Below are 18697 nucleotides of genomic sequence, written 5' to 3' on the forward strand. Positions count from 1 at the left end.
GAGACCCACACGGTCGGGTATGAACTACATCGCCTGGTCGGTGCTGGCGCTGGCGGCGTACTCGTTCGTCGCGCCGCTGATGCGGCTGGCGACCGCCGGCGAGGGAGCGATCCCGAGCACGGTCGCCGCGTTCGTCGCCAACTCCGTGCTCGTCGTCGCGACGCTCGCTGTCATCGGCTTCACCGGAGACGGCGTCGTCGAGCACCTCGCGGACCCGCGGATGCGGTACGTGATCGCGGCTGGCGCGTGCCTCGCGGTCGGCATCCTCGCGTACTACCGCGCGCTGGCGCTCGGCCGCGTGTCGATCGTCGCCCCGATCTTCGCCATGTTCTTCGTCGTCTCCTCGGCGGTCGGTGTCGTGCTCCTCGACGAGCCCGTCACCGCCCGGAAGCTCCTCGGCGTCGGCTTCGCGATGGTCGCCGTCGTCCTCGTCGCGGGAGAGTAATCGCCGGCGCGGGTCGGTGGAACCCGTCCTCGGTCGCCGCCGCGTCGTCTTCGCCGGCGGCGTCGCCTCCGCCGTCGCGGCGGCCGCGAACGTTTATCGGCGATAGCGACGCAGACGCCCCGAATGTCCAGCTCGAAACCGAACACGGGGAGGTTGGCCGGGAGGAGGACGCGAACGCGATCGACACGGCACCGAGACGTTCCCCGCGCCGCTCGCGCTCCCGACCGACCCCCCGGCACGCGCCGAGGAACGAGGGACGCCGGCGGCGACGACCGACCGGGTGTCGCCGCCGGCGTTACTGCCGCGGTTGTCGCCGCCGCGGCCGCCGTCGCGTTCGCCGCAGTGGCGGTCGCCGTCGGCGCCGACGCGATCGTCGCCGCGTTCGCCCCGGCAACGCTGGGATCACTCGGCATACGTAACGGGCTCGAACAGGTCGCCACGGCGGGGACGGTAACGGCCGCCGCGAGCGTGGTCATCGCGGTCACGGTCGCTACGTACGCCGTCGCCCTCGCGCTCGTGCGGGTCGCCGCCGCGTAGCCTTTCAGCGGCCTTTTGTACGGCCGTGCCGAATGCCGGTCCATGACTGAATTCGAGAAGGACGACAGCGTCGTGCTGCACGACGAGCACAGCGAGTTCGACGGCGAGACCGGCACCGTGACCCAGGTGATGGAGACGATGTTCGGCGACGCCACCTACACGATCAGCTTCGAGGAGGGCCAAGAGCAGGGCGTCCCCGCCGACGCGCTGGAGGCTGCCGGCGACGCGGACGACGACGAGGAGTAACCGACGCCTTCCGCGGTCGCGTTTCGCCGCTCCCGTGCGGGGCTCCGCGTCCGCGGCGGGAGTCCAACGCTTTTCACCCCGACCCGCCTACCGGGAGTATGAGCTCCGTTCCCTTCCACTACGTCGATCTGCGGACCTTCTGCTACGCCACGGAGGACGAGCGGCGCGTCGAGGACGCGCTGCGGGCGTTCCTCCCCGATGAGTTCGAGATCGAGCGCGTCGTCAACGCCGGGCACCACGGCGACCGAATCGTCGTGCTCTCGGCGCGCGTCGAGCGCGCCGACGACGTGCGCCACGTGCTTTCGAGGATATCGGATCTGGCGGAGTGGGACCGCGTGCTCGCCGAGATCGACGAGCGCGTCGACGACAACAACTCGCTGTTCCTCCGGCTCGACAAACAGGCCGCGTTCAAGGGCCGCGCCGAACTCGGGGCGGGTATCACCTTCCGCGCGAAGGTGGAGGCGTATCCCGCCAAACACGAGAAGGCCGTCGAGAACGCCCGCGAGACGTTCGAGGAGTTGGCCGACGACGCCGGCGGAACGGGCGAATCCGGCGGCGAGGCGGCCTGAATAGCTACAAACCGGAACACCGACCGCACGTTGCTCGCCCGCTCAGGGCCACTTGATCGAGCAGCCGCGGCTCGGCCCCGGATCGATCGCCACGTCCTCGCCCGCGAGCACGGCGTCGATGGCGTCCTCGATGTAGAACTCGGTCGCCTCGTCGTCGGGGTTGAGCGCGTCGTCGAGGCGGCCGTGGTACGCGAGGGTGAACTGCCCGTCGCCCTCGGTGCGCAGTAGGAAGGGATCGGGCGTGCACACCGCGCCGTACGCCTCGGCCACCACGGCCGTCTGGTCGCGGAGGTACGCGTCGTAGGCGACCTCGCCCGACTCGACGTACTCCCGCATCTTCTCGAAGGAGTCCTCGGGGTAGTCCGCGTCGTCGTTGGGGTTGATCCCGACGACCGCGCAGTCGTCGTACTCGGCGGCGATGCGGTTCAACAGCGGGAACTTCGCCTGCGCGTACGGGCAGTGGTTGCAGGTGAACACGACCAGCACCGCGGAGTTGTCGGCGAAGTCCGCGAGCGCGTGGGTGTCGCCGTCGACGCCCGGGAGTTCGAAGTCCGGTGCGGCGTCGCCGCGCGCGAGGTCGGAGTCGGAGTCGGTTTGTACCATCGTGGTTGGTAGTTGGTGTGGATCGGAGAAAGTCGTTGGGTCGGCGGGTGTGAGCGAGCTACCAGTCGTGGCACCCGATGCCGAGGATCGAGCCGCAGCGCTCGCACTCAGTCACCTCCCAAAGAACGCAGTTCCCCTCACCCTTCCCCGGTACAGAGTGAGATACATCTTTGCCATCAGCTGACCACAATCGTGTTTCGATTAATCTGGTCTGAGAGAACTACGTCCCGACAGCCTCCTCCCCGATCTCGATTTCTTCGTCGGTCAGCCCGTCCAGTTCGTAGACAATCTCGTCGATCAACTCATCTGTCCGTTCGATCTTCTCTTCTAACTCCTCAGGGGCCTTCGTCTCCAGATAGCTCTTGAGCTCATCGCGAACGTTGTCGACGGCAGGCAGCATCAACCCACGGAGCCGATTAACCGGCGGGTTCGTCTTTATCGCAGTCTCGCGGAAGCCGGCGAAGCCGCCCGCCTCGTCGACGACGTGCGCGGGGGCATCGGTAGGCGGTGCCGGACCATCGTCTTCGGTCATCCATACCTCACAATTAGAATTGTGGGGTATCGGGAGTATCGGCCGGTCTGGTTCGGTCACACCGTCGAAGTGGTGAACCGGCTACTGGCCGTAGGGTCTGTAGCCAAGAACAGAGGACTCGCTGGCCGACGCCGTGCTGGGCGAGTGGGGGCCAGTCTACGATTCAGGCGCGCGCCACGAGAGGACGACCCCCGCGACGGCGAGCATTCCGGCGAAGGTGAACGCTGAATTGTACGACCCCGTCCGGTCGATGAGCCACCCCGTGAACGCGGGTGTGAGGAATGCACCCGTGATACAGGCCGTCACCAGTATGGAGAGCGCTGTTCCGGTTCGTGTCGTGTCGACCACCTCGCGGACATAGCTGTAGAAGATACCGATGGAGAGCTGGACAGTGAAGCCGGCCGCGACGAGCAACGCGACGAGGAGACCCACTTCCGCGGTGACGGCGATGCCGACGACCAGCGGCGCAGTGGAGAGGAACGAGAGGCGAATAACGGGGCGTCGACGACCATCGAGGAAGCGATCAGAGATGACGCCTCCACCAGCCCGCGAGATGATTCCCACCGCCGGGAACAGCGCGAGAAAGAGGCTGCTGCTCGTCAGCGAGAGGGTAAACTCCTGAGCGAGGTAGGTCGGCATCCAGCTATTGAAAAAGAGAAAGAGCGAATAGGCGAGGAAGCCGAGCGCGGAGCCGTAGGCGACCGCGGGCTGGCGGACGACGTCGAATAGGTCGGTGAGCCCCGGAACTGAGCGCTCCACCTCGGCGAAGTCGGTGCGCCAGTAGCCAACGAGGAACAAGGCGAACCCGCACAGCGTCGCGACCCCGAACCCGAGGAAGTTGGCAGGCCATCCCCAGCGAACGGCGACGAGCGGCCCAAGGAGCTGGCCAAGGGCGAGGCCAGCGGGCGCGCTCGTCGTGAAAACGCCGAGCGCTGTCCCCTGTGTCCCGTGGGAGAACGCCCGGCCGACGAGGTTCGCCCCCGTCGTCCAGACGGCGCCGATGGCGATACCCGCGAGCGCCCGCGATCCCATGAGTGACCAGAAGTTCCCGCCGAGTCCCGCCCGCCACCCCCAGACGCCGGCTGCGGCGATCAGCAGGGTCGCGGCCGTTGCCACCGCGAAATCGCTCGTTCGGTCGATGGCCAACCCGACGCCGAAGTTCGAGAGGGCCCACGCAGCGAACGCGGCGCTCACCACCCAGACGGTTAGCGCGGGTCCGGTCCCGAACGTGTCCATCATCGACGGGAGGATACCCGCGGGAACGATGAGGAGCGCGTTGGCCGCGACGCTTAACAGCCACGCACCGACGAGACACCCCCATCGCCCGTTCGTCTCGGGGGATCGCTTACCCTCGTCGGCCATATCTATGGGTTTCCATCGGTCGGACTGAAAAGTATCCGGGTAGCTGCAACCCCAAGCACCGGAATAGGTCGACGGTGATCCGCGTCCAACTCACCAGCGGGATAGAGCAGCCCCCACGACGAGATGACCCACTCGTCGGCGAAGCCCTCGTACTCACTGAACTCCGCCTCACCGAACACGCGACACCACGATAGCCCCAAAACCGAACCCCTCCTCAATCCGCCGCCGACGGCGCCGTGTGGAACGGCTGCGCGGCGATCGACTCCCGCAGGGACGGCAGCGCGTCGCGACCGTGCTCGTGGGCCGCGGTGACGACCGCGAACACCTCCTCGCGGCTCACCTTCACGCCCTCGCCGGTGACGGCGCGCTCGGGGTGCTCGGACAGTTCCCGAAGGGTCCCGACCGCCAGCAGGTACGGGATCGTCCACGCGGCGAGGGTGTTGCCCTCGACCAGCGGGACGTGTTCGAGGTACGTCTGCGCGCCGTCGAGGAAGCCGCGGGCGTAGCCGGCGGTGCGCGAGACGACGCTCGCGGTGCCCTCGCGGTGCTGGGGCGCGACGACCTCCTCTTGTGGAACGCCCTCCTCCGCGAGCCACTCGGCCGGGAGGTAGACGTTGTTCTCCTCGGTGTAGTCGTCGTGGACGTCCTTCGCGACGTTCACGAACTGCAGCAGGAGGCCGAACTCCTCGGCGGCCTCGTACAGGCGGTCGGCGCGCTCGTCGTCGACGGTGCCCAGCGTCGTGACGAGGTTCGTGATGAGGGTGCCGACCGTGCCGGCGACGTAGTAGCAGTACTCCTCCAGCTCGCTCCGGGTCTCGATTCGGAGGCCGCCCTCGCCGGCGTAGCGCTCGACGAAGTCGGCCATGCCGGTGGCCATCTCCCGGGCGGGCGGGACGACCGCGCGGCGGACCTCCGGCGGGAGTCCCTCGAAGGTGGCGAACACGCGCTCCACCTCGGCGACGACCTCCCAGTCGGCTGAACGCTCGTCCGCCGACGGGAGGTGGGGGTCGACCGAGGCGCGGAAGTCGCCCGCGCCGATGTCGTCGTCGGGGTCGAGGGCGGCGTCGAACTCCCGGAGGAGCGCGGCCTGTTCGTCGGGGGCGATATGGTCGGCGTCCTCGACGGTGTCGGCGATCCGGCAGACGAGATAGCCGAGACAGATGTACGACGACATCGGCTCGTCGAGGGTGTCGACAGTCAGCGCGAAAGTGCGCGACACTCCCTGCACGGCCTCGTGGCACCACGCGAGGTCGGCGTCGGGGTGGGTCGCGGCGGGGCGATCGGCGTCGGGCATTCAGTTGGAGTGGCCTATGGTAGGAGGGTTAAAAAGTACTGTGTGGTACGTGTCGCGTCGCGTCACCCTTGCGCCCCCGAGTTGTGACGCCGATCTCGCGTCCGATCCCGTCGCCGCCGGCGACACTGCAAAGATTGAAGCCGCACAACTCACAGGAACGACCATGGACTTCGGGCTGACAACCGAGCAACGACAGATCCGCGACATGGTCGCGGAGTTCGTCGACGAGGAGATCAAACCGCGGGCCGCAGAGATCGACGAGGAGGACGAGTTCCCCCGCGACATCGTCGACCAGATGGCCGAGTTGGGTCTGATGGGGATGCCGTTCCCCGAGGAGTACGGCGGCGCCGACCTCGATTACCACAGCTACGCGCTCGGGCTCTCCGAGATCGCGCGCGGCTCGGGCGGCCTCGGCACCGTCGTCGCCGCGCACATCTCGCTGGCGGGCAACATGCTGTACGCCTTCGGCGACGAGGAGCAGAAGCAGGAGTACCTCACGCCGGTCGCGGAGGGCGAGGACATCGGCGCGTTCGCGCTCTCGGAGGCCGGCGCCGGCTCCGACGTGCCGGCGATGGAGACCACGGCCCAAAAGGACGGTGACGGCTACGTCGTCAACGGCGGAAAGCTGTGGATCTCGAACGGCTCGGTCGCCGACACCGTCACGCTGTTCGCGAAGACCGACCCCGACGCCGGCAACAAGGGGATCTCCTCGTTCGTCGTGCGCCCCGAGGAGGACGACGGCTTCATCGTCGAGGGGACCGAGCACAAGCTCGGCGACAAGGGCTGTCCCACCGCAGAACTCCGCTTCGACGACATGTATCTCCCCGAGGACCGCCTGCTCGGCGAGGAGGGCGACGGCTTCGTCCAGGCGCTGAAGACGCTCAACGGCGGCCGGATCACCATCGCCGCCCGCGGCGTCGGCATCGCCCGCGCCGCCCTCGAGGAGGCCGCGGAGTACGCCACCGAGCGCGACCAGTTCGGCGGCCCCATCTCGCAGTTTCAGGCGATCCAGCACAAGATCGCCGACATGGACACGAAGCTGCAGGCCGCGGAGCTGCTGATGCACAAGGCCGCCGACCTGAAGATCAAGGGCGAGCCGTTCATCAAGGAGGCCGCGCAGGCGAAGCTGTACTCCAGCGAGATCAGCCGCGAGGTGGCAAACGAGGCGATCCAGATCCACGGCGGCTACGGCTACACGAAGGACTTCCCCGTCGAGCGGTTCTACCGCGACGCGAAGCTCAACGAGATCTACGAGGGGACCAGCGAGATCCTCCGCAACACGATCGCCCGGCAGGTCCTCGACGAGTAACGCGCGGTTCGAACGGCCGAACCCGGAACTTCGCTTCGTCCCGATTCACTTCGCCTCGCCGTGTTCGTGGACGGAGCGGCACAGGACCGCTCCGCCGTCCCTTCGAGGCGCTCACCTCGCTTCGCTCGGTTCGCGCCCCGTCTCAGTCGTCGCCCAGCGCCGCGGCGCCCTCGGCGGGAGTGTTCAGCTCAACGCCGCCGGAGAGGTCCCGCTGCGGGAACGGGATCTCGATGCCCTCCTCGTCGAAGCGCCGCTTCACGTTCGTCACGTACTCGCCGCGGATCTTCACGAAGTCGGCGCGAGAGGGGTTGTCGATCCAGATCCGGCTCTTGAGGCCGACGTAGCTGTCGGCGAGTTCGGTGAGGCGGACCGACGGCGCCGGGTCCGAGAGGATCTCGGGATGGCGCTCGGCCTCCTCGACGATGATCTCGGTGGCGTGCTCGATGTCGTCGTCGTAGCCGATGCCGAAGAGGAACTGCAGGCGGAGGGTCTCCTTCGCGACGGGATTCTTGATCACGTCGTCGGTCAACTGCGAGTTCGGCACCGTGAGCAGTTCGTTGTCGAAGGTACGAACGCGCGTGACGCGAAAGGAGATGTCCTCGACGATGCCGGAGTTGTCGTCCCACTCGATCCAGTCGCCGATGCGGAACGGCCTATCGGTGAAAATGAAGATCCCGGCGACGAAGTTCTTGATCACGTCCTGCAGCGCGAAGCCGATAGCGAGCGTCGCCGCCGCGGCGATGGTCGCCAGCGACTGGAGGAAGTCGCCGAAGCCGGCCAGGCCGAACGCGACGGCGACGCCGGCGAACACGACGAGGACGTTCGTCAGCTTTCGGAGCGGGCGTTTGGCGTGGCTGTCGAGCCCCTGCGCGTTGAGCACGCGGCTCACCAGCGGCACGACGAGCAGGCGACTGGCCAGCGCGAACAGCAGCAACACGACGAGGAAGGTGATCGCGGCGCCCGCCGCGTCCGCAAACGTCGCGGGGACGCCGGCCCCCTCGAGGAGGTCGGAAACGAACGTCGCCGGGTTCCCCGTTTCGCCGCCGGTCTGGAGGAGCGCGGACGCCGACGCGGTGACGCTCCCCCCGCTCATCGGTGCAAGACCGCGGTGTGTCCCCGTGTCTCCACGAGGTCCGCCGACACCCGGTCGGCGAGATCCGCGGCGAGTTCGTCCACGTCGGTCCCGGCCTGCGCCGAGCGGTGGAACTTCACTTTCACGAGGTCGCGTTCCTTCAGCTGATCGTCGAGTTCGTCGACGACCGCCGAGACGCCCTTCTTCCCGACCCAGACGGTCACGTCGAGGTCGTGGGCCTGCTTGCGAAGGTCTTGGTCAGTCATACGGTCGCTAGCCGTGGGCGCGGTTTGAAGGTTCCCGTTCGCGGCGTTCTCGCCCTCGCTTCCCGTTACTCCCGGTACGGATAACGCTCCGTCGCGCCGCAGTCACAGCGGATCACGACGTGGCTTCCCTCCTGCAGCCTGACCCGGGCGTTGCGGCCGGGAAGGAGGTACGCGTCGCACGCGTCGCAGGTGAATCGGTCGAACTGCCGGGGGAGCCCGCAGCGGTGTCGCTCCGCGATCCGCCGCGCGAGTCTGACTGCCTCGCGCGCCCGCTCGTCGTCGCCGGCGCGAGTCAGCTGCCGGGCGAACTCCGCGAGGCGGTCGATACGCTCCTCGGCGATCCGTGCGTCGTTCATCGGGGACAGTATCTGATCGTCGACGACGCCCACGGATAGCGGTTTCGGGTGTGTCGCCGCGGGGATCGTGGCTGCTTCGGCGGAAGCGAGCGAGTCGGCCGTCACTCGTCGCTCGCGGGTTCGACCGCGGCCGCCGTCGCGTCGCCGACGGCGCCGTTCTCGACTGGCGTCACGGACCGCTCCAGCCACAGCAGCGCCACGACGACGAGCCCGCACACCGCGACGAGTGTCGGCCACAGTAGGCCCGACATCCCGTAATCGAAGAACAGCCCGCCCGCGAACGAGCCGAGCCCGATGCCGAGGCGCTTGGCGACCTCGAGCATCGACAGCTGTGTTCCGCGCTCGGTCGCGCTCCCGAGGTCCGACATCAGCGCGGACGCCAACGGGGAGTGGAGGACCTCCCCGACCGTCCGGAGGAAGAGGTGGCCGCCGACGAGCGCTACACCCAGAAGCACCGCCGGGGTGGCGAGTCCGGCGCCCTCGGGGATGCGGAAGAGATCCGCTCCCCACGCCGCAAGCATCGCGACGGCCCAGAAGCACGCCGAGACGGCGAGTCCCCGGGTGCGACGCCAGCCGCCGATGGCGTCGACCAGCGGGATCTGCAGGACGACGATCGTGACCGGGTTCACGACGTACAGCGTGCCGAGCTGGGCGGCCGTGAGGCCCAGCCCCTCCTTGGCGACGATGGGGACCGTCGTCTGCATCTGCGCGTACATGACCGCGAAGCCGACGTTGACGCCGGCCAGCGCGAGCACCCGCGGGCGGGTCGCCGCTCGCCACCAGGCCGCGAGTGCGCCGGGGCTCGCGGCGGCTTCGCTGTCCGCGGCGGCCGCTCGTTCGTCGTCGTCGTCACCCGCGCCGCGCGGCACGAACAGGAGGATCACAACCGCGACGACCGCCGAGGTGGCGCCGTCGGCGACGAAGACGGCGACCGAGGCGACCGAGTAGAGCGCGCCCCCGACGACGAAGCCGGCGCCGAAGCCGACGTTGTTTGCGACCTTCAGGAGGGCGTACCCGCGGTCGCGCTCGGCCGCGTCGGTGAGGTCCGCGGTCATCGCGTGGCTCGCCGGCGTGTACAGCCCGCGGACGAACCCCGAGGCGACACAGACGCCGACGAACGCGACGCCCAGCGCGGAGACCCCGGTCGTGACTGGGATCGTTGACGGGACGGCGCCGGCGATCTCGGGGACGAACGCGAACGCCGCGAGCGCGACCGCCGACAGCGCCATCGACGCGACCATCACGGGCTTGCGGCCGACGACGTCCGCGAGGAGTCCGCCGACGGCCGTCCCCGCGGCCGTCGACACGCTCTTGGCGCCGAGCCCGAGCCCGACAACCGACAGCGCGATGCCGACCTGCAGGTGGAAGTGAACCGTCGCGAACGGGTAGACGAGCCCGCCGCCGAAGACGTTGATCAGCTGCCCCAGCGCGACGACGTAGACGGCGCGGTCGAAGCCGCGGACGGCGTCGAGCGAGGGACGGTGCACGCGCCGGCGTTCGACCAGCGGGCTAGTGAACGGTACGGTTTGCTTGGACGGAACGAATGTCGCCTCTGCGTATCAGAGTCGGTATTCAATTGATAGAGCGCTCATACAGCAAGTTCCCAGTATCGAGTCTGTCAAGTAACCAAAAGACTCTATACGGTTCGGTATAAGCACTTGACGAAGGAGGAACTCGGAATGGCTAAGGACACTGTTCGGTACCCTGACAAGGTCGTCGACGAGATCGACGCGCTCGTCGACGACGGCGTCTTCGAGAGCAAGTCCGAGTTCTACCGATTCTCCGCGGAGTACGTGCTCGCGCTCGTCAGCGACGACTGGGAGCCGGAGACGTTCAACTACGGCGAGATCCGCGACGAACTCGACCTGCAGGAGGAGCCCGTACTGATCGGCGCCGACGGCGGCCGCGACTTCCTCAACGCGGTCATCACCGTCCGACAACTCGGCCTGCGCAACGACTTCGCGGAGGCCGAGCAGTTCATCGACGAGAACTACGAGACGACCGACCGCTCGGGGATGGTCCTCGAGGAACTCCTCCGCGTCTACCGCGACCGCGCCGAGAACGGCTCGGGTTCCGGCGTCTAACGGTCAGATCGGTCGCAGCCGCCCTCGTCACACCAGCTCTGTCGCTGCCGGTTCCGTTCTCCCGATTCTGTGGGTTCCGCGTCCGTTCTACCGCCCGCCGGTCGACCGGTACCGTCTACACCCCTCCGTCCACACGGACTCGTATGCGACTGGAACAGTACTGGGGCGTCGGGCCGAAGACCGCCGAGACGCTCCGCGAGTCGCTCGGCGAGGAGGCCGCGATCGCCGCCATCGAGTCCGCGGACGTGCGCGCGCTCGTGGACGCCGGCGTTCCCCGCGGTCGCGCGACCCGCGTGCTCCGCCGGGCGAGCGGGAAGGAGGCGATGGACCTCTTCGGGACGCGCGACGCCCGCGAGGTGTACGACGACCTGCTCGACATCGCGGCGGGCTACGCCGTCACCGACCACGCCGCCGATCGGGTGCGCGTGCTCACGCCGCTCACGAGCGACGAGCGGCGCGAGGACCGCCTCGACGACGTGCTCGAAGCCCGCGACGCGTGGGCCGGCCTGAACGAGGCCGACCGCGAGGCGGTCCTCGATGCGTTCGCCGAGTACGACGAGGCCGGCGGCACCGACCGCGCGGCCGTCGAGTGCGCGCTCGCGCTTCGGGAGGCCGGCCTGCGCGGGGGCACCTTCGCCGCGCTCGACGGCGTCGACGAGGCGAGCCTCCGGGAGGCCGCCGCCGCGCTCGCCGCGCTCACCGACGACGGCGTCGCGTCGGGTGCGGACGAGCGCCTCGACCGCCTGCGCGAGCGCGCGGCCAGCGCTCGCGACCTCGCGGATTCGGCGTTCGACGTGGTCGAGACGGTCCGTGAGCGCGGCGCCCGCGACGCCGACGCGTTTCAGTCGGCGGTCGTCGAATACGTCGCCGAGGAGACGGGACTCACACGCGGGCGTGTCGAGTCGGCCGGCCCCGACGGCGCCGTCGACTCCGCGGATTTCGTCGGCTCCACGCTCCGCACGCTCGCGGACGAGCTGGCGGCGGAGGCGGACGAGCGTGCCGCCGAGGTCCGCGCGGAGCTAGAGGAGAACGTCGAGGCGGGCGGCGCCGATGTCGACGCCGTCGCCTCCGCCGTCGGCACCATCGCCTTCCTCCTCTCGCTGGCGCGCTTCGCCGTCGCACACGACCTCTCCCGGCCGGTTCTCGACGCGGAGGGCGTCGCGGTCACGAACGCCCGGAACCTGTTCCTCGCGGGTGACGTACAGCCGGTCACCTACGGCGTCGGCGACCACGGACTCTCGGGCGATGCGCCCGCCGGCGACCGCGTTGCCGTCCTCACGGGGGCGAACTCCGGCGGGAAGACGACGCTGCTGGAGACGGTCTGTCAGGTCGTGATCCTCGCGTCGATGGGACTGCCCGTCCCCGCCGAGGCGGCCGAGGTCGGCCGGTTCGACACCGTCGTGTTCCACCGCCGGCACGCCTCGTTCAACGCCGGCGTGCTGGAGTCGACGCTGAAGTCGGTCGTCCCGCCGCTGGTCGGCGAGGGACGGACGCTGATGCTCGTCGACGAGTTCGAGGCGATCACCGAACCCGGCCGCGCGGCCGACCTGCTCAACGGGCTCGTGGAACTCACGGTCGACCGCGGCGCGGTCGGCGTGTACGTCACCCACCTCGCGGAGGACCTCTCGCCGCTGCCCGACGCCGCGCGCGTGGACGGCATCTTCGCCGAGGGGCTGACGAGCGATCTGGATCTGCTCGTCGACTACCAGCCCCGCTTCGGCGTCGTCGGCAAGTCCACGCCGGAGTTCATCGTCTCGCGGCTCGTCGCCAACGCCGGCGATCGCGCGGTTCGCCAGGGGTTCGAGGAGCTGGCGTCCGCCGTCGGCGAGGAGGCCGTGCAGCGGACGCTCTCGGACGCGGAGTGGGTGGGCGGCGAGCAGTAGTCTCGTGGGCCCGGTCTCGGGATACCGCTGCTCCACGGGGCGATCCGGCGGCTTCGGGGCGGGCTACCCGAACGCGCCCAGACTGGACTGGAGGTCGCGCTCGCTGTCGCCCTCGACGACCTCGTACCCGACGAGGTCGCGCACGTCGACGGCGTACGTCGTCCCCCCGTTCTCCAGCACGAGGATCCGGCCTTTGGTGCCGACGACGGTGCCCGAGACGAGCGTCTCGGCCACGGGACGCTCGGCGAGGTCGAGTCCGTAGTCGAACTCGAATCGACCCTCGTAGTCGACGCCGTCGAGCAGCGCCGCCCAGGCGTCGTCGTCGACGTCCGCCCCGAGACCGGCGATCTTCGTCGGCACGCGGACGCGGTCGGGGAGGCCGTCGCCGTCCGGGTCGCCGTCGGGGAAGCCGTGAGTCCCGTTTTCGCCGCCGTCGCCGGCGACGCGTTCCAGGCCGTGGGCGGCGATCCCGGCCTCGATCTCGCGGGCGACCCGGCCGTTGTCGACGGTTCGCAGGTGAACCGCCCGGTCGGCGCCCTGCTCGCGAAGGCGGGTGTCGAGTCGCCACTCCTTCGTCACGCCCACCTTGAACGTGTCAGGGGCGAACGCCGCGACGTAGACCGCGTGGTCGTCGAAACAGTCCATCTCGTCTTTGAGGCACGTCCCGGTACACCGCGCGCACACCCAGGTCGAGCGGTGGTCCTCGCAGTACGGTGCCGCCTCGTTCCCGCAGGCGACGTGTCCGCCGTCGTGGACCGTGCCCGCGCAGTGTCGCTCGCCGAGGCGCCACGACAGCTCCGTTCCGGGGTCGAGCGCGAGCCGGTCAACGTCCCCGGTCGCGACTCCGGGCGGGGCGTCCGGATCCGGCGCGCCGTCGCTCACGAACAGCGCGCCCGCCGGCGTCTCGTAGCCCACGATCTGCACGGTGGGGGCTAGCTCCCGATGGGCTAAAGCGGTGTCCTCTTCGACCACACCGACGGGTCGGCGTGGTCCGACTGTCCAGCCGGCACGTGGTTCTTCTCGCGACGCCTCGACCCGGCAGCATGAGCGAACCGCCGGACGTGTCGCTGACGGCGACCGACGCCGAGGTCGGGGCGTCGATGACGTCGTCGTGCCGGACGGGGGCACCGAGCCGGTTTGGTCCGTCCGCGGTCAGTCGGCGCCGGCGGGCCGACCCAGCGAGACGGCGCGATCGTTGATCCGGCGGATCGAGTCGGCTACTTCTCCGTAGGTCGTCTGGCGGTACTGATTCATACTAACGTCTACGAACGCCGACAGTAAATAGTTTTTCACCACCGAGTAAATAGTTCTCTATACCGGTTTTGACCCCTCAACGCAGCTCTTCGAGGAGATCCCGCGTCGCGGCGCGGACGGCGTCGTCGCTGGAGGCCGGCGGCTCCCAGCCGAGCGCGGCGAGCTTCTCGACGGAGAGGCGCATCTTGGGCACGTCGCCGGTCCAGCCGCGGTCGCCGCCGGTGTAGCTGTACTCGGGGTCGAGCCCCATCTCCCCGGCGACGATGTCGGCGATGCGATTCACCGAGGTGGTCGTCCGTGAGCCGAGGTTGTACGTGTTGAGGTCGCGCTCGCCGTGCTCGACGACGTGGCACATCGCGTCGACGCAGTCGGTGACGTGGAGGTACGACTTCTCCTGGCGGCCGTCGCCGAGGATCTCCAGTTCCGCGGGGTCGGCCTGCAGCTTCTGGATGAAGTCGGGGACGACGTTGCCGCGCTGGTACGGGCCGACGATGTTGGCGAAGCGGTACACCCACGCGGTGAACCCGTAGCTCTTCGCGTACGTCGAGATGATCGCCTCGTCGGCGAGCTTTGAGGAGCCGTAGATGCTGATCGGCTCCAGGGGGGCGTAGTCCTCCGGGGTGGGGCGGGGCGCCTCGCCGTAAACGGTCGAAGAGGAGGTGAACGCGAGGTTCGAGACCCCGGCGTCCTCCATCGCCTCGAGGACGTTGTACGTCATCTCGGTGTTCTCCTCGAACAGCCGGCGGTCGTCGTCGAAGTTCGTGTCCGTGTACGCCGCCAGGTGGAACACGATATTGAGGTCGGCCGTCACCGCCTCGCGCGTCTCGGCTTCGTCGGTCAGGTCGGCCTCGATCACGTCGACGCCGTCGGGGATCCGGTCGCGCTCGCCCTTCGAGAAATCGTCGGCGACGCGCACGTCCGCGTCGTACTCGGACTGGAGGTGTCCCGCGAGGTGCGAGCCGATCAGGCCGCCGCCGCCGGTGACGAGCGCGGCGGTTCCGGTCAAGTCCATGACGTTCCGCGGGCGAGCGCGCAGAAAAGGTCTTGCGGTCCGGGATCCGCCCGCGATCAGGCGGACGGTTCGATCTCGGCGGCCGCGGGGTCCGCAAGCGGCTCGTCGATCCCGAGCAACTCGGCGCTACGTTCCCACAGCCGCCGCTGTGCGTGCGGGTCCTGTGCCTCCGTGGAGGGCTTCTTCTCGCGACAGTCCGCGAAGTACCGTCCCGTCGCGTCCGCGGCCTCGTCGGCGACGGCGAGATACACCGCGGTGGCCGCCCCCTCCGCGGGCGTCGTCGTGAAGGGGAGCCGACCGAGCGCACCGGCGACCCGCGAGAGCGGTCCGGGGAGGTGCCGGAGGAAGCCCGAACCGGGGATCGCGCCCGGATGGAAGCTGTTCGAGGTGACGTCGCGGTCGTGGGCGCGGAGGCGGCGGGCGAGTTCGGCGGCGAACTGCGCGTTCGCCAGCTTCGAGCGCTGGTACGCGCGCCACGAGGAGAAGTCGTCCACCGATTCCACCGTGTCGAGGTCGATCTGGCCCCCGCGGTGGGCGTCCGAGGAGGTGGTGATCACCCGGGCATCGTCGGCCAGATCGTCGAGCAACTCGGCGGTGAGCTGGTACGGCGCGAGGTGGTTCACGTGGAAGGTGTACTCGACGCCGAGGTCGGTGAGCCGCGCCTCGCGGAAGTAGCCGCCCGCGTTGTTGCACAGGAGGTCGAGCCCGTCGTCGCCGGCGGCTTGTCGCGTCGCGTCCGCGAGCGCGCTCACCTCCCCCGGCTCCGCGTAGTCGGCGGCGACGAACTCCGCGGTGCCCTCGTTGACGCCGGCGTCGATTTCGTCGACCACCGCCGACCCGGCCTCGCCGTCGCGGCCGTGGACGATCACGTGCGCTCCAAGCCGTCCCAGCGATAGCGCCGCCTCCTTGCCGATCCCGCTGGTCGACCCGGTCACCAGTGCCGTCTTCCCGACCAGCCGCTCGTCGCCGACGCCGGCGATGTCCTCGGGGTAGTGTCGCATGAACGATGGGAGGGGCTCGGAGCGGAAAGCGCCGTCGGCGGTCTCCGTGGTCGAGGGCTCGCTGCGCTCGGCCTTACCGATCTCTCTGCGGCTCGCCCACAAGCTCGCCGCACCTACCCGAGGGCTCGCTGCGCTCGGCCTTCCGATCCTCTCTGCGGCTCGCCCACAAGCTCGCCGCACCTGTCCGAGGGCTCGCTGCGCTCGCCCTCGCATGGGAAGCGAACCGCCCTTACGCGGGCGCGTCATTCCCCACGTATGAACGACGACGTCGTCGTCCTCCGGTACGGCCACCGTCCCGGACGGGACGACCGGATGACGACCCACGTGGGGCTCACGGCGCGCGCGCTCGGCGCCGATCGCGTGATCCTCCCGGACAACGCCGGCCAGTCCGCCGAGACGGTTCGCGACATCACCGACCGCTTCGGCGGCCCCTTCGCCGTCGAGTTGCGCGACGATCAGCGTGCGTTCACGCGCAACTGGGCGGGAACGGTCGTCCACCTCACGATGTACGGCGAGCGTGTGCAGGACGTTGAAGCCGAGGTCCGTGCCGACTCCGTCGACGAGGGGACACCCCTCCTCGTCGTGGTCGGCGGCGAGAAGGTCCCGTTCGACTTCTACGAGGAGGCCGACTACAACGTCGGCGTCACGAACCAGCCCCACTCGGAGGTCGCCGGCCTCGCCGTCTTCCTCGACCGCCTGTTCGAGGGCGAGGAACTGGAGCGGGAATGGGAGGACGCCGACCGGCGGGTGATCCCACAGGGGACCGGCAAGCGCGTGGTCGACCCCGAGGACGCGGACACAGAAGGCACCGACGACGGCGAGTAGGGCTGGGGCAACCCCAATGCTGGTCGGTTACGGTACGAACGCGACGCCGCAGAACCGGTACTGTTACCGCGACGCCCGCCGCTCAGTGGTCGTCCTCGCGCCACTTCTGGCCGCACTCGGTGCACGTGAAGAAGCGGGTCTCGGACTCGTCGGCCGCGCGGATCTGCTTCAGTTCGTAGCGCACGGTCTGCACCTCGTCGCACTCGGGGCACTTCTGTTCGACCGTCGGGCCGACCTCCGATTGGTCCACCTCGGAGACGTCGACCACGGCGGAGCCCTCCTGCCCCTGAGTCGTCGTCATCCCCGCCTCGGTCGCCTCGTCGCGAAGTTCCTCGTGGCCGCACGACCCGCACACCCACGTGTCGTCGTCCGCTTTCATCATCGATCCGCACTCGTCGCAGAATTGCATGTCCCCTCGGTCCGCCGTCTTCGTACTTAAGATCCGGGTTCTCCCCGGACCCCACTCGGACACGGCGACAGCTGTCGGACGATACTCTCCGGCAACGACCGCGGCTGGACGGCGATCGTCGGCGACGCCTCAGCCGTCCCCCTCGGACTGTCCGGGCTCGCCGACGGCCTCCACCGGGAGGACGTTGTTGAGGTCGGCGTACAGGTCGTTGGCCGAGTCGAACGTCTCGCTGGGGCACTCGCCGACGTACTCGCCGAGGTTCCCGTCGCCGTCCGAGAACCGGAGCGTCACGTCCGAGAACCGCTCCGCCGCGCGATCGCGAGCGACGGGGTAGGTCAACTCCTCGAACAACGACTCCACCCGCGACAGCCTGACGGTGGTCATGTGGGCCGATGCTACGTCGCCGAAGAATATCACCGTAGTGTTGGATCCCGGTCGTTCGCTGATCGATTGGGTGCTCGCTGGTAGTGTGACTGACGACTACGTACGGAGGAAAGACTCCACGCGCGTCCTGTCCGAGCGAGCGACTCAACTGACTCGGCACCGAAACAACCGTCATGAGCGATAATCCACTCAACAATCTCGACCGCCGCATCCTGCACCTGTTGCAGATAGACGCCCGCGGGGCCTCCGACACGGACATCGCGGAGGAAACGGACGTGACCGGAACGACCATCCACAACCGGATCAAGCAACTGGAGGAAAAGGGCATCATCACCGGCTACAATCCGGAACTCGACTACGAGAAGGCGGGGTATCCGATGCAGGTGTTGTTCATCTGCTCGACGGACCTCTCCCGCCGGAGGGAGATGGCGAAGAACGCCCTCGACGTTCGGGGAGTCGTCAACGTCCGGGAGATGCTCTCGGGCGAGGAGAACATCCACGTCGAGGTGGTCGCCGAATCCACCTCCGATATCGAGGAGAGTACCGACCAGTTAGACGACCTCGGCCTGCGGATCGTGAGTAGCAACATTCTGGCAGAAGAACATATCCAGCCGTGGAATCACTTCCATCAGGAGTTCGCCGGCGAGGACGCCGATGCGCCCGAGGAGATCGGTTCGACCGAAGAATAACCGCTCGCCGAAGTGAAGAGAGTGGTTGGAGTACTGAATTCTTCCTCCGGCTCCCCAGTCTACTGACCCTGCTTCCTTGGAGAAGTCAAGCAAACTCCCGGGTTTGCTCGGTATTATCAAATATGTAGAATTATATTGAAAAAGACATTAAGTCGGTCCGGCCCGGAGGGGAGGCAGTGGCACCATCGAACACAGCGGGTTTGGACGAGACGTTCGACGTGTTGACGCATCCCTACCGACGCTACGTGTTGTACTACCTGCGAACGCACTCCGAGGTAGTCGCCGTCGATACCCTCACAGCGATGCTCGCCAATGAACTGGACGGTTCAGCCGCGACGGCCGGGAGCGGCACGACCGACCACATCGAGATCTCCCTCCGTCATATGCACCTCCCGAAACTCACCGATGCGGGCCTCATCACGGTCGCCCAGGACGGGCAATCGGTTGAACTCGACGAGGGAACTGGGCACGGCCAGTTCATCGACCAAGCGGCACGTATCGACGGCTATGCACCGACCATCGCGGGCGATTGAGACAGTGTCTCAACTACATCCAATAGTGCCTC

The 18697-nt window shown here is 68.4% G+C and carries 22 protein-coding genes and 1 pseudogene; 10 read left to right on the forward strand and 13 right to left on the reverse strand.

From position 1 onward, the window contains the following. Positions 1–19 precede the first annotated feature (19 nt). From ABJD39_RS11355 to ABJD39_RS11370, 4 genes are all read left to right on the forward strand, one after another. Positions 20–445 (forward strand): EamA family transporter, encoded by a 426-nt coding sequence (locus ABJD39_RS11355; RefSeq protein WP_348608584.1) that lies wholly within the window; start codon positions 20–22, stop codon positions 443–445. Between the two features lie 123 nt (positions 446–568). Continuing rightward, complete coding sequence (locus tag ABJD39_RS11360) at positions 569–982, forward strand: hypothetical protein (protein ID WP_348608587.1); 414 nt, start codon at positions 569–571, stop codon at positions 980–982. A 42-nt stretch (positions 983–1024) separates the two neighbouring features. After that, positions 1025–1228, forward strand: a complete 204-nt coding sequence (locus ABJD39_RS11365; RefSeq protein ID WP_222608392.1) for a DUF1918 domain-containing protein — start codon at positions 1025–1027, stop codon at positions 1226–1228. 98 nt (positions 1229–1326) lie between these two features. Continuing rightward, positions 1327–1797 (forward strand): RNA-binding protein, encoded by a 471-nt coding sequence (locus ABJD39_RS11370; RefSeq protein ID WP_348608590.1) that lies wholly within the window; start codon positions 1327–1329, stop codon positions 1795–1797. 42 nt (positions 1798–1839) lie between these two features. Here ABJD39_RS11370 and ABJD39_RS11375 read toward each other — a convergent pair whose 3' ends face one another. The 4 genes and pseudogenes from ABJD39_RS11375 to ABJD39_RS11390 all read right to left on the reverse strand — a co-directional run bounded on the left by ABJD39_RS11375 (position 1840) and on the right by ABJD39_RS11390 (position 5588). Then, complete coding sequence (locus ABJD39_RS11375; RefSeq protein ID WP_348608593.1) at positions 1840–2400, reverse strand: thioredoxin family protein; 561 nt, start codon at positions 2398–2400, stop codon at positions 1840–1842. 220 nt (positions 2401–2620) lie between these two features. Further along, positions 2621–2881, reverse strand: a pseudogene (locus ABJD39_RS11380) (restriction endonuclease); the annotation flags it as partial. A gap of 207 nt (positions 2882–3088) precedes the next feature. After that, positions 3089–4168, reverse strand: a complete 1080-nt coding sequence (locus ABJD39_RS11385) for an MFS transporter (protein ID WP_348608596.1) — start codon at positions 4166–4168, stop codon at positions 3089–3091. Positions 4169–4508: 340 nt separating this feature from the next. Further along, on the reverse strand, positions 4509–5588 hold the full coding sequence (locus tag ABJD39_RS11390) for a phytoene/squalene synthase family protein (RefSeq protein ID WP_348608599.1): 1080 nt from the start codon (positions 5586–5588) through the stop codon (positions 4509–4511). A gap of 163 nt (positions 5589–5751) precedes the next feature. Between ABJD39_RS11390 and ABJD39_RS11395 the strand changes: the two genes are divergently transcribed. Continuing rightward, positions 5752–6897, forward strand: a complete 1146-nt coding sequence (locus tag ABJD39_RS11395) for an acyl-CoA dehydrogenase family protein (protein WP_348608602.1) — start codon at positions 5752–5754, stop codon at positions 6895–6897. A 142-nt stretch (positions 6898–7039) separates the two neighbouring features. On the opposite strand, the gene ABJD39_RS11400 is transcribed toward ABJD39_RS11395, so the two are convergent. The 4 genes from ABJD39_RS11400 to ABJD39_RS11415 form a co-directional block, all read right to left on the reverse strand. Continuing rightward, entirely contained in the window at positions 7040–7990 is a 951-nt protein-coding gene (locus ABJD39_RS11400) for a mechanosensitive ion channel family protein (protein ID WP_348608605.1), read from the reverse strand. Next, entirely contained in the window at positions 7987–8235 is a 249-nt protein-coding gene (locus ABJD39_RS11405; protein WP_348608608.1) for a YhbY family RNA-binding protein, read from the reverse strand. Before ABJD39_RS11405 ends, ABJD39_RS11400 begins: the two co-directional genes overlap by 4 nt. A gap of 65 nt (positions 8236–8300) precedes the next feature. Then, a complete protein-coding gene (locus ABJD39_RS11410; RefSeq protein WP_348608611.1) occupies positions 8301–8591 on the reverse strand; it encodes a ribonuclease P protein component 4 in 291 nt (96 codons plus the stop codon). A 101-nt stretch (positions 8592–8692) separates the two neighbouring features. Continuing rightward, positions 8693–10078 (reverse strand): MFS transporter, encoded by a 1386-nt coding sequence (locus ABJD39_RS11415; RefSeq protein WP_348608614.1) that lies wholly within the window; start codon positions 10076–10078, stop codon positions 8693–8695. Between the two features lie 192 nt (positions 10079–10270). Between ABJD39_RS11415 and ABJD39_RS11420 the strand changes: the two genes are divergently transcribed. Next, positions 10271–10675 carry a CopG family transcriptional regulator gene (locus tag ABJD39_RS11420; RefSeq protein ID WP_348608617.1) on the forward strand — a complete coding sequence of 135 codons (405 nt, stop codon included), beginning with the start codon at positions 10271–10273 and terminating at the stop codon, positions 10673–10675. 143 nt (positions 10676–10818) lie between these two features. Further along, positions 10819–12558, forward strand: coding sequence for a MutS-related protein (locus ABJD39_RS11425; protein WP_348608620.1), 1740 nt, complete (start codon positions 10819–10821; stop codon positions 12556–12558). Positions 12559–12621: 63 nt separating this feature from the next. Here the strand turns inward: ABJD39_RS11425 and ABJD39_RS11430 are convergent, their stop codons facing one another. From ABJD39_RS11430 to ABJD39_RS11440, 3 genes are all read right to left on the reverse strand, one after another. After that, the gene (locus ABJD39_RS11430; protein ID WP_348608623.1) at positions 12622–13482 is read right to left on the reverse strand and encodes a DUF2797 domain-containing protein; all 861 of its coding nucleotides are present in this window, start codon (positions 13480–13482) and stop codon (positions 12622–12624) included. A 406-nt stretch (positions 13483–13888) separates the two neighbouring features. Then, positions 13889–14824 (reverse strand): NAD-dependent epimerase/dehydratase family protein, encoded by a 936-nt coding sequence (locus ABJD39_RS11435; RefSeq protein ID WP_348608626.1) that lies wholly within the window; start codon positions 14822–14824, stop codon positions 13889–13891. A gap of 56 nt (positions 14825–14880) precedes the next feature. Continuing rightward, a complete protein-coding gene (locus ABJD39_RS11440) occupies positions 14881–15825 on the reverse strand; it encodes an SDR family NAD(P)-dependent oxidoreductase (RefSeq protein WP_348608629.1) in 945 nt (314 codons plus the stop codon). Between the two features lie 255 nt (positions 15826–16080). On the opposite strand from ABJD39_RS11440, the gene ABJD39_RS11445 reads away from it, so the two are divergent. Continuing rightward, positions 16081–16650: a tRNA (cytidine(56)-2'-O)-methyltransferase gene (locus ABJD39_RS11445; protein WP_348608632.1), complete on the forward strand. Its 570-nt coding sequence runs from the start codon at positions 16081–16083 to the stop codon at positions 16648–16650. A gap of 82 nt (positions 16651–16732) precedes the next feature. Here the strand turns inward: ABJD39_RS11445 and ABJD39_RS11450 are convergent, their stop codons facing one another. Both ABJD39_RS11450 and ABJD39_RS11455 read right to left on the reverse strand, forming a co-directional pair. Continuing rightward, positions 16733–17059, reverse strand: coding sequence for a transcription factor S (locus ABJD39_RS11450; protein ID WP_348608635.1), 327 nt, complete (start codon positions 17057–17059; stop codon positions 16733–16735). A 129-nt stretch (positions 17060–17188) separates the two neighbouring features. Then, entirely contained in the window at positions 17189–17443 is a 255-nt protein-coding gene (locus tag ABJD39_RS11455) for a hypothetical protein (protein ID WP_348608638.1), read from the reverse strand. A 173-nt stretch (positions 17444–17616) separates the two neighbouring features. On the opposite strand from ABJD39_RS11455, the gene ABJD39_RS11460 reads away from it, so the two are divergent. Beyond that, a complete protein-coding gene (locus tag ABJD39_RS11460; RefSeq protein WP_348608640.1) occupies positions 17617–18132 on the forward strand; it encodes an Lrp/AsnC family transcriptional regulator in 516 nt (171 codons plus the stop codon). Positions 18133–18332: 200 nt separating this feature from the next. Further along, positions 18333–18665, forward strand: coding sequence for a DUF7344 domain-containing protein (locus ABJD39_RS11465; protein ID WP_348608643.1), 333 nt, complete (start codon positions 18333–18335; stop codon positions 18663–18665). Positions 18666–18697 lie beyond the last annotated feature (32 nt).

The sequence above is a fragment of the Halobaculum rarum genome, from assembly GCF_040025155.1.
GTDB lineage: Archaea > Halobacteriota > Halobacteria > Halobacteriales > Haloferacaceae > Halobaculum > Halobaculum rarum.